Origin of the sequence: Pseudomonas sp. PLB05 (genome assembly GCF_021106615.1) — a bacterium.
GTDB lineage: Bacteria > Pseudomonadota > Gammaproteobacteria > Pseudomonadales > Pseudomonadaceae > Chryseomonas > Chryseomonas benzopyrenica.
The window spans coordinates 405,664-418,668 of the sequence record NZ_JAJOHO010000003.1 but is presented as its reverse complement, the minus strand read 5'-3'; the positions used below and the strand labels follow the sequence as shown (position 1 = coordinate 418,668).

The 13,005-nt window shown below is 67.7% G+C and carries 10 protein-coding genes and 1 pseudogene; 8 read left to right on the top strand and 3 right to left on the bottom strand.

Translation table 11 applies throughout. The features are described from left to right. Positions 1-9: 9 nt before the first annotated feature. The 3 genes from LRS53_RS14720 (at position 10) to LRS53_RS14710 (ending at position 4,277) form a co-directional block, all read left to right on the top strand. Complete coding sequence (locus LRS53_RS14720) at positions 10-840, top strand: p-hydroxycinnamoyl CoA hydratase/lyase (protein WP_058792502.1); 831 nt, start codon at positions 10-12, stop codon at positions 838-840. Between the two features lie 40 nt (positions 841-880). Next, a complete protein-coding gene (locus LRS53_RS14715; RefSeq protein ID WP_231356409.1) occupies positions 881-2,329 on the top strand; it encodes an aldehyde dehydrogenase in 1,449 nt (482 codons plus the stop codon). 79 nt (positions 2,330-2,408) lie between these two features. Beyond that, the gene (locus tag LRS53_RS14710; RefSeq protein ID WP_231356408.1) at positions 2,409-4,277 is read left to right on the top strand and encodes a feruloyl-CoA synthase; all 1,869 of its coding nucleotides are present in this window, start codon (positions 2,409-2,411) and stop codon (positions 4,275-4,277) included. Positions 4,278-4,760: 483 nt separating this feature from the next. Here LRS53_RS14710 and LRS53_RS14705 read toward each other — a convergent pair whose 3' ends face one another. Together LRS53_RS14705 and LRS53_RS14700 are read right to left on the bottom strand one after the other, a co-directional pair. Next, complete coding sequence (locus tag LRS53_RS14705) at positions 4,761-5,225, bottom strand: MarR family winged helix-turn-helix transcriptional regulator (RefSeq protein WP_231356407.1); 465 nt, start codon at positions 5,223-5,225, stop codon at positions 4,761-4,763. A 54-nt stretch (positions 5,226-5,279) separates the two neighbouring features. After that, positions 5,280-7,007, bottom strand: a complete 1,728-nt coding sequence (locus LRS53_RS14700; RefSeq protein ID WP_231356406.1) for a sigma-54-dependent Fis family transcriptional regulator — start codon at positions 7,005-7,007, stop codon at positions 5,280-5,282. A 227-nt stretch (positions 7,008-7,234) separates the two neighbouring features. On the opposite strand from LRS53_RS14700, the gene LRS53_RS14695 reads away from it, so the two are divergent. The 3 genes and pseudogenes from LRS53_RS14695 (at position 7,235) to LRS53_RS14685 (ending at position 10,706) form a co-directional block, all read left to right on the top strand. Continuing rightward, a complete protein-coding gene (locus LRS53_RS14695) occupies positions 7,235-8,707 on the top strand; it encodes a benzaldehyde dehydrogenase (protein ID WP_231356405.1) in 1,473 nt (490 codons plus the stop codon). 215 nt (positions 8,708-8,922) lie between these two features. Beyond that, positions 8,923-9,690, top strand: a complete 768-nt coding sequence (locus LRS53_RS14690; RefSeq protein WP_231356404.1) for a coniferyl-alcohol dehydrogenase — start codon at positions 8,923-8,925, stop codon at positions 9,688-9,690. 72 nt (positions 9,691-9,762) lie between these two features. Continuing rightward, positions 9,763-10,706 (top strand): annotated as a pseudogene (locus LRS53_RS14685) (SphA family protein). 17 nt (positions 10,707-10,723) lie between these two features. On the opposite strand, the gene LRS53_RS14680 reads toward LRS53_RS14685, so the two are convergent. Next, complete coding sequence (locus LRS53_RS14680) at positions 10,724-11,200, bottom strand: DUF4124 domain-containing protein (RefSeq protein ID WP_231356403.1); 477 nt, start codon at positions 11,198-11,200, stop codon at positions 10,724-10,726. A gap of 167 nt (positions 11,201-11,367) precedes the next feature. On the opposite strand from LRS53_RS14680, the gene lpxO reads away from it, so the two are divergent. Together lpxO and imuA are read left to right on the top strand one after the other, a co-directional pair. Beyond that, positions 11,368-12,267 (top strand): lipid A hydroxylase LpxO, encoded by a 900-nt coding sequence (gene lpxO / locus LRS53_RS14675; protein WP_231356402.1) that lies wholly within the window; start codon positions 11,368-11,370, stop codon positions 12,265-12,267. Between the two features lie 121 nt (positions 12,268-12,388). Further along, positions 12,389-13,003 (top strand): translesion DNA synthesis-associated protein ImuA, encoded by a 615-nt coding sequence (gene imuA / locus LRS53_RS14670; protein ID WP_093249492.1) that lies wholly within the window; start codon positions 12,389-12,391, stop codon positions 13,001-13,003. Positions 13,004-13,005: the final 2 nt, after the last annotated feature.

The following is a 13,005-nucleotide window of genomic DNA, read 5'->3' as shown; positions in this document are numbered from 1 at the left end:
GCACACGCCATGGGCAGTTACGACGGACGTTGGCAGACGGTCAAAGTGGACATCGAGGACGGTATCGCCTGGGTGACGCTCAATCGTCCGGAAAAACGCAATGCCATGAGTCCCACCCTCAACCGCGAGATGGTCGAGGTGCTGGAGACCCTGGAGCAGGACGCCAGCGCCGGCGTGCTGGTGCTGACCGGTGCCGGCGATGCCTGGACCGCGGGCATGGACCTCAAGGAATACTTCCGCGAGACCGATGCCGGCCCCGAGATCCTGCAGGAAAAGATTCGCCGCGAAGCCTCCCAGTGGCAGTGGAAGCTCCTGCGCATGTACGCCAAGCCGACCATCGCCATGGTCAACGGCTGGTGCTTTGGCGGCGGCTTCAGCCCGCTGGTGGCCTGCGACCTGGCCATCACCGCCGACGAGGCCACCTTCGGCCTGTCCGAGATCAACTGGGGCATTCCCCCGGGCAACCTGGTGAGCAAGGCCCTGGCCGACACCGTGGGCCATCGCACCGCCCTCTACTATGTGATGACCGGCAAGACCTTCAGCGGTCCTGAGGCTGCCGCCATGGGCCTGGTCAACCAGAGCGTGCCGCGCGACCAGTTGCGTGAGGTGACCACCGCCCTGGCGCGTGAGCTGCTGGACAAGAATCCGGTGGTGCTGCGTGCCGCCAAGGTCGGCTTCAAGCGCTGCCGCGAACTGACCTGGGAGCAGAACGAGGACTACCTCTATGCCAAGCTCGACCAGTCCCGGCTGCAGGATCCGGAGGGCGGTCGCGAGCAGGGCATGAAGCAGTTCCTCGACGACAAGAGCATCAAGCCCGGGCTGCAGACCTACAAGCGCTGAACCGCCACCGCCCACCCGTACAACAACAAGAGGTAGCGTCATGGTCGAGGTATCCCTGCTCATCGGCGGCGCCAGCCGCCCGGCCGGCGACGGTCGCAGCTATCAGCGTTGCCATCCGGTGACCGGCGCGGTGGTCTCCACCGTGGCCGCCGCCACCCTGGACGACGCCGACGCCGCGGTGGCCGCGGCCCAGGCCGCCTTTCCCGCCTGGGCCGCGTTGCCGCCGGGCGAGCGCCGTCGCCGTCTGCTGGCTGCCGCCGATGGTCTGGCCGCACGCAGTGACGAATTCGTCGCCCTGGCCGGGGAGACCGGCGCCATGGCCAACTGGTACGGCTTCAATGTCCACCTGGCGGCCAACATGCTGCGCGAGGCGGCGGCCATGACCACCCAGATCCAGGGCGAGGTCATTCCTTCCGATGTGCCTGGCAGCTTCGCCATGGCGCTGCGCCAGCCGTGCGGCGTGGTGCTGGGCATCGCCCCCTGGAACGCGCCGGTGATCCTCGGTACCCGCGCCCTGGCCATGCCGCTGGCCTGCGGCAACACCGTGGTGCTCAAGGCCTCCGAACAGAGTCCTGGCGTGCACCGGCTGATCGGCAAGGTGCTGCAGGATGCCGGCCTGGGCGACGGTGTGGTCAATGTCGTCACCAATGCTCCGGAGGATGCCCCGGCCATCGTCGAGCGGCTGATCGCCAACCCGGCGGTGCGGCGCGTCAACTTCACCGGTTCCACCCGGGTGGGTCGCATCGTCGGCGAACTGTCGGCGCGCCATCTCAAGCCGGCCGTGCTGGAACTGGGCGGCAAGGCACCGCTGCTGGTGCTGGAGGACGCCGACCTGGATGCCGCGGTCGCCGCGGCGGCCTTTGGCGCCTATTTCAATCAGGGGCAGATCTGCATGTCTACCGAGCGTCTGCTGGTGGACAGTCGCATCGCCGACGCCTTCGTCGAGCGCCTGGCGGCCAAGGTGCGCACCCTCAAGGCCGGCGATCCAGGCGCGCCCGATTCGGTTCTGGGTTCCCTGATCGACGCCAGTGCCGGGACCCGCATCAAGGCCATGATCGACGACGCCGTGGGCAAGGGCGCGCGGCTGGTCTGCGGCGGCGAGCTGGAGGGCAGCATCCTGCAGCCGACGCTGCTGGATGACGTCACCGCCGAGATGCAGCTCTATGCCGAGGAATCCTTCGGCCCGGTCGCGGTGGTGATCCGTGCCGAGGGTGACGAGGCCCTGCTGCGCCTGGCCAACGATTCCGAATTCGGTCTCTCGTCGGCCATCTTCAGTCGCGACACCGCCCGTGCCCTGGCGCTGGCGCAGCGGGTAGAGAGCGGCATCTGCCACATCAACGGCCCCACAGTGCACGACGAGGCGCAGATGCCCTTCGGCGGCGTCAAGTCGAGCGGCTACGGCAGCTTCGGCTCGCGCGCCTCCATCGACCATTTCACCCAGTTGCGCTGGGTGACGCTGCAGACGGGGCCGCGCCACTACCCGATCTGATCCGCGTCCGCCGTCCCTCGCTCCTGTCGCGACAACAATAAGAGGCGCCCTCGGGCGCCAGCCCAGAGGAGAATTCAAGGTGAGTCACGTCACGCACACCCGCGCGCCCGCCGATCAGCCGCTGCGCTATCGCCCGGTGACCCTGGGACAACCCGGCGTCACCGTGGAAGAGCGGGGTGGACTGCTCTACATGGCCTCCCAGGAAGCCCTGACCCCGCCGCCGCCGCGACTGCTGGACCGGCTGCTGCACTGGGCCGCGGTGGCCCCGGACCGCACCTTCTTCACCGCACGGGAAGCCGGCGGCGCCTGGCGCGAATTCTCCTATGGCGAGATGCTGCAGCGGGTGCGCCAGCTGGCCGCCGCGCTGTTGGAGTTCGGCCTCTCCGCCGAACGCCCGCTGGCGATCCTCTCCGGCAACGATCCCGAACATCTGCAATTGGCCATGGCGGCCCTCTACGCCGGCATTCCCTTCTGCCCGGTGTCACCCGGCTATGCACTGCTGTCCCAGGATCACGCCAAGCTGCGCCATGTCTGCGGCCTGGTGCAGCCGGGACTGGTGTTCGTCAGCGATGGTCCGGCCTTCCAGAAGGCGCTGGACGCTGTGCTGCCCGCCGACGTACCGGTGATCGCGACCCGCGGCCAGGTACAGGGCCGCATCAGCCTGGCCTTCGCGGCGCTGCTCGCCCGCGGTGAGCTAGCCGCCGCCGAGCGTGCCTTCGCCGCCACCGGGCCGGACAGCATCGCCAAGTTTCTCTTCACCTCCGGTTCCACCAAGCTGCCCAAGGCGGTGACCACTACCCAGCGCATGCTCTGCGCCAACCAGCAGATGCTGCTGCAGACCTTTCCGGTGTTCGGCGAAGAGCCGCCGGTGCTGGTGGACTGGCTGCCCTGGAACCACACCTTCGGCGGCAGCCACAACCTGGGCATCGTGCTCTACAACGGCGGCACCTTCTATCTGGACGAAGGCAAGCCGACGCCCCAGGGCTTCGGCGAGACCCTGCGCAACCTGCGCGAGGTATCACCCACCGCCTACCTGACGGTGCCGCGCGGCTGGGAAGAGCTGGCCAATGCCCTGGAGCGCGACGCCAGGTTGCGCGAGCGCTTCTTCGCCCGCATGCGGCTGTTCTTCTTTGCCGCGGCGGGGCTGTCGCAAAGCGTCTGGGATCGCCTGGATCGCATCGCCGAGGCCCATTGCGGCGAACGCATCCGCATGATGGCCGGCCTGGGTATGACCGAGGCCTCGCCCAGTTGCACCTTCACCACCGGACCCCTGTCGGTGGCCGGCTACGTCGGGGTACCGGCGCCGGGGTGCGAACTCAAGCTGGTGCCGGTGGACGGCAAGCTGGAAGGGCGCTTCCGCGGGCCGCACATCATGCCTGGCTACTGGCGCGATGCCGGCCAGACCGCCGCCTGCTTCGACGAAGAGGGTTTCTACTGCTCGGGCGATGCCCTCAAGCTGGTCGATCCGGCCAACCCGCAACTGGGCCTGATGTTCGATGGCCGCATCGCCGAGGACTTCAAGCTGTCGTCCGGGGTCTTCGTCAGCGTCGGACCCTTGCGCAATCGCGCGGTGCTGGAGGGCACGCCCCTGGTGCAGGACGTGGTGGTGGCGGCGCCGGATCGCGAGTGCCTCGGGCTGCTGGTCTTTCCGCGGCTGGCGGACTGCCGGCAATTGGCCGGGCTGGACGAGAGCGCCGATGCCGCCACGGTGCTGGCCAGCGCGCCGGTGCAGGACTGGTTCGCCGCCTGGCTCAAGCGCCTCAATCGCGAGGCCTCGGGCAACGCCAGCCGCCTGGAATGGATCGCCCTGCAGGAGGAACCGCCGTCCGCCGACCGTGGCGAGATCACCGACAAGGGCTCGCTCAACCAGCGCAGCGTCCTGACCCATCGCGCGGAACGGTTGGAGGCCTGCTATCAGGGAACGGCGCCGCTGTTGATCAGGGCGTGACGATAGGTACCGGGGTCCCCCTCACCCCAGCCCTCTCCCCGAGGGAGAGGGGGCGTTCGGTGCAGGTTGGCTTTCCGTAGGTTGCGGCTGAGCACAGCGAAGCCCAACAGGGCGCTGCCTCAGGCGCTGTCGATCTCCCTCACCCCGGCCCTCTCCCCGAGGAAGAGGGGGCGATCGGTGCAAGCTAGCTTTCCGTAGGTTGCGGCTGAGCACAGCGAAGCCTAACAGGGCGCTGCCCCAGACGCTGCCAATCTCCCTCACCCCAACCCTCTCCCTGATGGAGAGGGGGCGATCGGTGCAAGCTAGCTTTTCGTAGGTTGCGGCTGAGCGCAGCGAAGCCCAACAGGGCACTGCCCCAGACGCTGCCAGTATCCCTCACCCCAACCCTCTCCCCGAGGGAGAGGGGGCGATCGGTGCAAGCTGGCTTTTCGTAGGTTGCGGTTGAGCGCAGCGAAGCCCAACACAGAACACCGCCATCAACCTTCAGCCCAGCTCTCCATTGAGCTTGCGCAGCAGGCGCAACAGCTCGGTTCGTTCGGCGTCGTCCAGCGGGGCGCTGGCGGCACGGTCGCTGGCAGCGGCGCGTTCCTTGAGTTCGCCCACCAGGGCACGGCCCTGCTCGGTGAGGTGCAGGGCGTAGGCGCGGCGATCCTGGGTGCCGCGCACCCGCTCGGCCAGGCTCTGGCGTTCCAGCTTGTTCAGCAGCAGGACCAGTTGCGGCGGCTCGATGGCCAGGCGCCGGGCCAGGTCGGCCTGCATCAGGCCCGGTTCCTGTTCGAGGATCACCAGGGCGGTGAACTGGGCAGGGCGCAGGTCGTATTCGGCCAGGCTGTCCACCAGGTGCTGGAACATCTTCATCTGGGCGCGGCGCAGGGCATAGCCTACGGCGGTGTCCAGCCAGGGGGTGGCGGCAGGGTCCAGGGGCGTGGCGTCGTCGGGGGAACTCATCGGCGGGAAGGGCTTCCGTCGGAGATGGCGAGAGGAGGGTATCGAGGGGTCATTCTAGTCGAGATCCCGTCTCGCGCGTCGATGGCGATAGGCGAACTGGGCACGACTCAGGCCGAGCAGTCGTGCCGCGGCGGCCACGTTGCCGTGGCTGTGCGCCAGGGCTTCGTCGAGCAGCTCGGCTTCCAGCTGGCCCAGGTGCAGCGGGCGTTCGCCAGCCACGCCGAGGCGCTCCAGCCAACCGGCTGTCTGCGGCGCCGGTTCCAGGAGGTCGGCCGGCAGCGGCTCGCCGCGAAACAGGTGGGGCAGGTCGATGAGTTCGCCCGGATCGCTGGCGATCACCCCGCGCTCCACCAGATTCTGCAATTCCCGTACGTTGCCGGGAAAATCGTAGCGCAGCAGCGCCTTGAGGGCGCGCATGGTCAGCCCCACCGGCGGGCGTTCGTAGGCGGCGCAGAAGCGGCGCAGGAACAGATCCACCAGCAGCGGTACGTCGTCGCGGCGGTCCCGCAGGGGTGGGATGCCGATGGGATAGACGTTGAGACGATAGAAGAGGTCTTCGCGGAAGTCGCCACGGCGCACCGCGTCGCGCAGGTCCAGGTTGGTGGCGGCGACTACCCGTACGTCCACCCTGAGGGTGCGGCTGCCGCCGACCCGTTCGATCTCGCGCTCCTGCAGCGCGCGCAGCAGCTTGCCCTGACCGGGCAGGCTCAGGCAGGCGATCTCGTCGAGGAACAGCGTACCGCCCTGGGCGCGTTCGAAGCGCCCGGCGCGGGACTGGTTGGCGCCGGTATAGGCGCCACGCTCCACGCCGAACAATTCGGCTTCGATGAGATTCTCGGGAATGGCCGCGCAGTTGAGGGCGACGAAGGGGCCGTCGGCGCGGCGGCTGAGGCGGTGCAGGTGGCTGGCGAACAATTCCTTGCCCACTCCCGATTCGCCGGTGAGCAGCACCGTGGCCGGGGTCGGGGCGACCCGCTGCAGGGCCTGGAAGGCGCTGTTGAAGGCCGCCGAGGCGCCCACCAGCGGTTGCTGGCCGTCGGCGGCGTGGGGCAGGGGCGCGGGCAGGCGTTCCGTGGCGGCTGTCGCGGGGGCGCCGTCGCCAGCGGCATTGAGATAGCGCAGGTCTTCCGCCACATCGGGCCAGCGTTCGGCATTGCGGCCCTCGACCCGGCAGACGTGGTGGCCCATGGCGCGGCATTCCACTTCGCGAAAGATCACCAGGCGGCCGAACAGGCTGCTGACATAGCCGATCGCATAGCCGATCTCCATCCAGCAGGCCGGGTCGCTGCCCTGACCGTGGGCGATCTGGTGCTCGTCGCATTCGGCCGAGTGATGCCAGAGAAACTCGCCGCCATAGCGGCCCTGATCGACATCGAATTCGAAATGCAGCGGCTCGACCCGCACCAGCCCCTCCAGGCCGTGCAGGCGGGTGCCGGCCGCGAAGATGGCGGCGGCGTCGGCCTGGGGCCAGCGCTTGCGCACCAGCTCGGCGTCGCGCACCCCGGACAGATAGCCGACCCGGGTCAGCAGCCCGCGGGCGCGTTCCTGACCCAGGGCGCCGATCAGCTCGCGCCGCAGGGCGCCAAAGGCGGAGGCATGCACCAGTAGCATGCGCTGGTCGTTGAGCCAGATGCGCCCATCGCCGGGCGAGAAGAACAGGCACTCGGCCAGTTCCGCCTGGGTCGGGCTGGCGCTGTCATCCCAGGCGGCACTGTCGCCGCGGTACAGGCCAGGGGTGACCTGCTGCAAGGCGTTGAGGGACAGGCGTTCGGACCGGGCCATGGCACCACCTCCCAGGTGAATTGCGCAAATGCGCAATCGAGAAAAAGGTTATACCTCATAACTTTATCTTTTGAGCAAGGCGTTTGCCGGGTGGGTCGGGTGTCTTTGCCCACCTAATCCAGCAAGTCCCTGATTGAACGACTCTTTCTCCTGCCAGCCCGGGCTGGGCACAGCCCTTGCTCCGTTGTCTGTGCCCACCGCGGCCCGATAACAACAAGGAGAAGGCTATGAGCAGACCATCCACGCCGTTCCTGGACGGCGCACCCTGGCGCGAGCGGATTTTCGATGGCGACTGGATCGCCGCTCAGGGCGGCACCCTGGAGGTCATCGAACCCGCCACCGGCCAGCCCCTGCATCGCACGGGCCTCGCCAGCGTCGCCGACATCGACCAGGCCTGCGCCAAGGCGGCCCAGGCGCAACCGGCCTGGGCTGCCTGGACGGCCCGGCAAAAGGCCGCGCTGTTCCTGGCGGCCGCCGCGCAGCTCGAATTGAATCGCGCCGAACTGGCACCCCTGATCGCCCGGGAGACCGGCGGCATCCTGCCCAAGGCCGAGCTGGAACTGCGCGAAGCCGGAGTCATCCTGCAGCAGGTCGCCGGCCAGTTGCTGCAGCCCCATGGCGTGGTTCTGCCCAGCGAGCGCGGTGCCCTGTCCTATGCCCGCCGCCTGCCCCATGGCGTGGTGGGGGTGATCTCGCCCTTCAACTTCCCGCTGATCCTTTCCCTGCGCGCCGTGGCCCCGGCCCTGGCCTGCGGCAATGCCGTGGTACTCAAGCCGGATCACCAGACGCCGGTGAGCGGCGGCGTGCTGATCGCCCGACTGTTCGAGGCCATCGGCCTGCCCAAAGGCGTGCTGCAGGTGCTGCCCGGTCGCGCCGAGACCGGGGCAGCGCTCTGCGCCCATCCCCAGGTGCGGATGATCGCCTTCACCGGCTCGACCCAGGCCGGGCGCCAGGTGGCGGAAAGTGCCGGGCGCCATCTGAAGAAGGTGGCCCTGGAGCTGGGCGGCAAGAATCCGCTGATCGTGCTCGATGACGCCGATCTCGACCGCGCCGCCAGCTGCGCCGCCTGGGGCAGCTTCCTGCACCAGGGCCAGATCTGCATGGCCACCGGCCTGATCCTGGTGCACCAGCGCATCGCCGCCGCCTTCAGCGAACGCCTGGTCGCCCGCGCCGCCGCCCTGCGCCTGGGTGACCCCCTGGCGCCCAGCACCCAACTCGGCCCGCTGATCAACGACCGGCAGTTGCGACGGGTGCAGGGCATCGTCGCCGATAGCCTCGCCGCCGGTGCCCGGCTGCTGCAGGGCGGTCATCACGAAGGCCTCTTCTATGCCCCCACGGTGCTCGCCGACGTCCGCCCCGGCATGCGGGCCTTCGATGAGGAAGTCTTCGGCCCGGTGGCCAGCGTGGTGACCTTCGCCGACGAGTCCGAGGCCATCGACCTGGCCAACCGCACCTCCTATGGCCTGGCAGCCGGTGTGCTGTCCGGCTCCCTGGCGCGGGCCCGGGCCCTGGGCGAACGGCTAGAGTGCGGAATGCTGCACCTCAACGACCAGACGGTGAACGACGAGGTGGTCAATCCCTTCGGCGGCCGTGGCCAGTCCGGCAATGGCGGCAGCGTCGGTGGCCTGTGCAACTGGGACGACTACAGCCAGTGGCAATGGGTGACCGAGCATAACGAGCCGCCACGCTACCCCTTCTGAGAGCCTGCTCAAAGGCTGCTGCGCGTCGGCCAAACCGCGTTGAACACGACCTGGGTCGCCAGCCCGATCGGAATGCTCATTTACCACTCGTAAACCCGAGCGCGGGTCCGATCCGCTTCCTCAGCCATGTTCGCCTTGTTTGGCTCTAGCTCGCGAGTCTTTGAACAGGCTCCAAGCCCTTGTTTCACCCCCAATAACAACAAGAGGAAAATCCCATGACCCTGAATGGCAAGACTCTGGTGATCACCGGCGTTGCCTCCGGCATCGGCGCCGAGTTGGCGCGCCTAGCACGCTTCCAAGGCGCCACCGTGATCGGCGTCGACCGCAATCAGCCCCAGTTCAGCCTGGACGACTTCCACCAGGCCGACCTTGGCGATCCCGACAGCATCGCCACCCTGGTCAGTCGCCTGCCGGATCGCCTGCACGGCCTGTGCAACATCGCCGGGGTACCGGGCACGGCACCCCGGGAGGCAGTGGCCCGGGTCAATTACCTCGGTCTGCGGCTGCTCAGCCAGCAACTGGTCACGCGGCTGGGGCAGGGTGGGGCCATCGTCAACGTCGCCTCCATCCTGGGCGCCGAATGGCCGCAGCGCCTGGAACGACACCGCGAACTGGCGCAAATCGCCGACTTCGCCCAGGCCCAGGCCTGGCTGGAGGCCCATCCGGTGGAGCAGGCCACCTGCTACCAGTACTTCAAGGAGGCGCTCATCGTCTGGAGCTTCGTGCAGTCCCAGAGCTGGTTTTGCGAGTTTGGCGTGCGCCTGAACTGCGTGGCACCAGGACCGGTGTTCACCCCCATCCTCGGCGACTTCGTCAGCATGCTGGGTGAAGAGCGGGTCGCCCGCGACAGCCAGCGCATCCTGCGCCCGGCGCTGGCCGATGAGGTGGCCGCGGTCATCGCCTTCCTCTGCAGCGATGCCTCGCGCTGGATCAACGGCGCCAATCTGCCAGTGGATGGTGGCCTGGCGGCCAGTTACGTCTGACCCGGATCGCCGCGCCTGCCCGGGTGCGGTGATCGCGTGTTCCCACAACAAGAACAACTTCAGGACGACGTCATGCGCACATTTTCCCGATTCGGTCTGCTGGCCGCGGCCAGTCTCGCCACCACGCTGGCCCAGGCCTACGACCTGCCCGGTCTCAACCTTGGCTCCACCAGCTTCTATGATGGCGCCCCGGCGCCGGATGGCCCGGCTGGTACCTGGCGGAATACCTGATCTATGGCAAGACCAATCGCTTCAACGATCAGAATGGCCGCAAGCTGCCCCTGCCCAAGCAGGACCTGACCACCTTCGCCCCGGTCACCCAGCTCATCTACCTGGGGCAGCCGCTGGCCAATGGGGCCATGCCCGGTTTCACCGTTATCCTGCCCTGGCTGGCCCATGCCGATGTCGACGATGGCCTCGGCGGCCAGGCGTTGAGCGCCCGCGAAGGGGTAGGGGACCTGACCCTGGGCGCCTTCCTGCAGTTACCCACCACCACCCGCCCCGATGGCGGACCGCGCTGGGCGCAGCGCATCGAGGCCGAGATCGTCGCTCCCACCGGCCGCTACGACCGCGACCGGGCGATCAATCCGGGCAGCAACTTCTGGTCCTTCAATCCCTATTACGCCACCACCTACTGGCTGACGCCCCAGTGGTCGGTGACCGGGCGCTTCTGGTACCTGTGGAATGGCAAGAACGACCAGCCGCTGCGTAGCTTCGGCGCTGTCTCGGACACCCAGGCCGGCCAAGCACTGCATGCCAACTTCGCCACCCAGTACGCGCTGAACGACCGACTCAGCATCGGCCTGAGCGGCTACTGGCTCCGGCAGATCACCGATACCCAGGTGGATGGCCATGACGTCAGCGGACGTCGGGAAAAGGTCTGGGCCTGGGGCCCGGGCTTCACCTACGCCTTTTCCAGACAGAACCTGGTCACCGTCAACAGCTACTTCGAGCAGGACGCCGAGAACCGCACCGAGGGACGCAAGTTCGTCGTCAACTTCCTGCATCGTCTTTAGGCAGTGGTTACCGCCTTTCAGCGTTTGAAAGGGATACCGTAAATCTGCTGAGTAGGCGGAGCCGGCGGCTGCGCCTGGGGGTGGGGCACCATGTGCCAGGTCTCGTCACGCGGCCGGCGGTCGATGTAGATCGGCACCGGCTGATAGAGGATGCCAGCGCTGCGCACCTGGGTTTCCTGGCGAAAGCTGGAAGAGGAGGACGAGCCGCCGACCACGGTGACGTCATCGACCGGGCGCTGACGTCTGCTGGCCGGCGCGGGCACTACGGTGATCTCGCGCGGTGCAGTGGCTGGCGGTGGCGTGGCGGGTTTTGGCGGGGGAGTGAAGCCATTGCTGTCGGGCAAACGCTGCAGCGGAATGGTAGTGATCTGACTATTCGTCGGACAAGCGCCCTGGGTATAGGTCGTCCGGCCCTGGGCGTCCACGCATTTGTAGACATCCTGAGCGGCCACGACGCCACTGGCGAACAGCAGGCCATAGAGCAGCGAACGCATGATGAGGCCCTCCGGGCACTCGAAGTGTCACCTGCAGGATACAAGATGACCGCGACGGCTCCCAGTATCGAGAATAAGCCTGCGGCTAATCGTCAGACCTTAAAGGCTAGGCCTGGTTTGCCGTGAACGTATAACATCCTGAAACATTCTTTCCAGGACAGCGACGCGTGAAGTGGTTCGTTATCGGCGGTTTTTTTCTCTGCGTTTTGTATGTGCACTTCCGCGGTCATGTGCGCCATCGCTTCCTGCGTCAGCTCAGTGATCATTCGACGGTGCTGGCACCGCTGAACACCTTCATGTTCCTGACGTCGCGGGTACCCAACCAGCCCTATCACCCGGTGGAGCGCTTTCCCGAACTCCAGGTGCTGCAGGACAACTGGCAGCTTATCCGCGACGAGGCCCAGGACCTGCTGCGCGCCGGTCAGATCAAGAAAGCCGCCGAGCACAACGATGCCGGCTTCAACTCCTTCTTCAAGAGCGGCTGGAAGCGCTTCTATCTGAAGTGGTACGGCGACAGCCATCCTTCCGCCATGCAGCTGTGCCCGCAGACCACCGAACTGCTGCGGGGCATCGGCACGGTCAAGGCCGCCATGTTCGCCGAACTGCCGCCCGGTTCGCGGCTGGTGCGCCATCGCGATCCCTACGGTGGCTCCCTGCGCTATCACCTGGGCCTGGATACGCCCAACGATCCGCGCTGCTTCATCGAGGTGGACGGCCAGCGCTATCACTGGCGCGATGGCCAGGCGGTGGTGTTCGACGAAACCTTCATCCACTACGCCGAGAACACCACCGAGCAGGATCGCATCATCCTGTTCTGCGACATCGAGCGGCCCCTGCGCTATCGCTGGGCCGGCGCCTTCAACCGCTGGGTCAGCGGCACCCTGCTGGCCTCCGCGGCCTCGCCCAATGACGCCAGCGACAGAACCGGCGGCCTCAACCGCGCCTTCCGGCATCTCTATCGCATCCGCCAGCGCGGCAAGGCGCTGAAGAAGCGCAACCGCTTCCGCTACTACCTCGAACAGTGGCTGCTGTTGGCGGCGCTGATCGGCGTGGTCATCTGGATCTGACGTCGCCTTCGTCAGCCAAGACACCGGTTCGACTTGACCCCGATGCGGATCGCCTCTAATACTGTATGCATATACAGATTGAGGCGATGGCCATGGATAACACCCCTGCAGGTCTGGCGGCATGAGCGGTGGCGCCAGCCTGGCCCGGCTGTTCGAGGAGCGGCGGCTCTGGAAGGGGCAGACCAGTCCTGATGCCCGGCGTAGCGACCAGCCCACCGGGGTCGCCGCCCTGGATGCCCATCTGCCCGGCGCCGGCTGGCCCGAGGCGGCGCTGACCGAATTGCTGCTCGCCGGCCCCGGCCATGGCGAGTTGCGGCTGCTCTGGCCAACCCTGGCACGCCTGAGTCAGGCCGCCGAACGCATCGCCCTGATCGGCCCGCCGCTATTGCCCTATCCCCTGGCCTGGCAGGCGGCCGGCGTGGCGCTGGATTCCCTGGTGGTGATCCGCGCCCAGGGCGCCGAGGTGCTCTGGGCCGCCGAGCAGTGCCTGCGTTCGGGATGCTTCGGCGCGGTGCTCTGCTGGCCCGAGCGGGCCGATGATCGCCAACTGCGTCGGCTGCAGGTCGCCGCCGAGAGCGGTCGCACCCTGGCCTTCGCCCTGCGCCCGGCCGCCGCCCTGGACAATCCCTCGCCGGCGGCCTTGCGCCTGGAACTCAGGGCGCCGCTGGAACGGCTGCACATCCGCAAATGCCGCGGCGGTCAGCCCGGCGTGCTCGATCTGGCCGGCGGCGCTTGAGC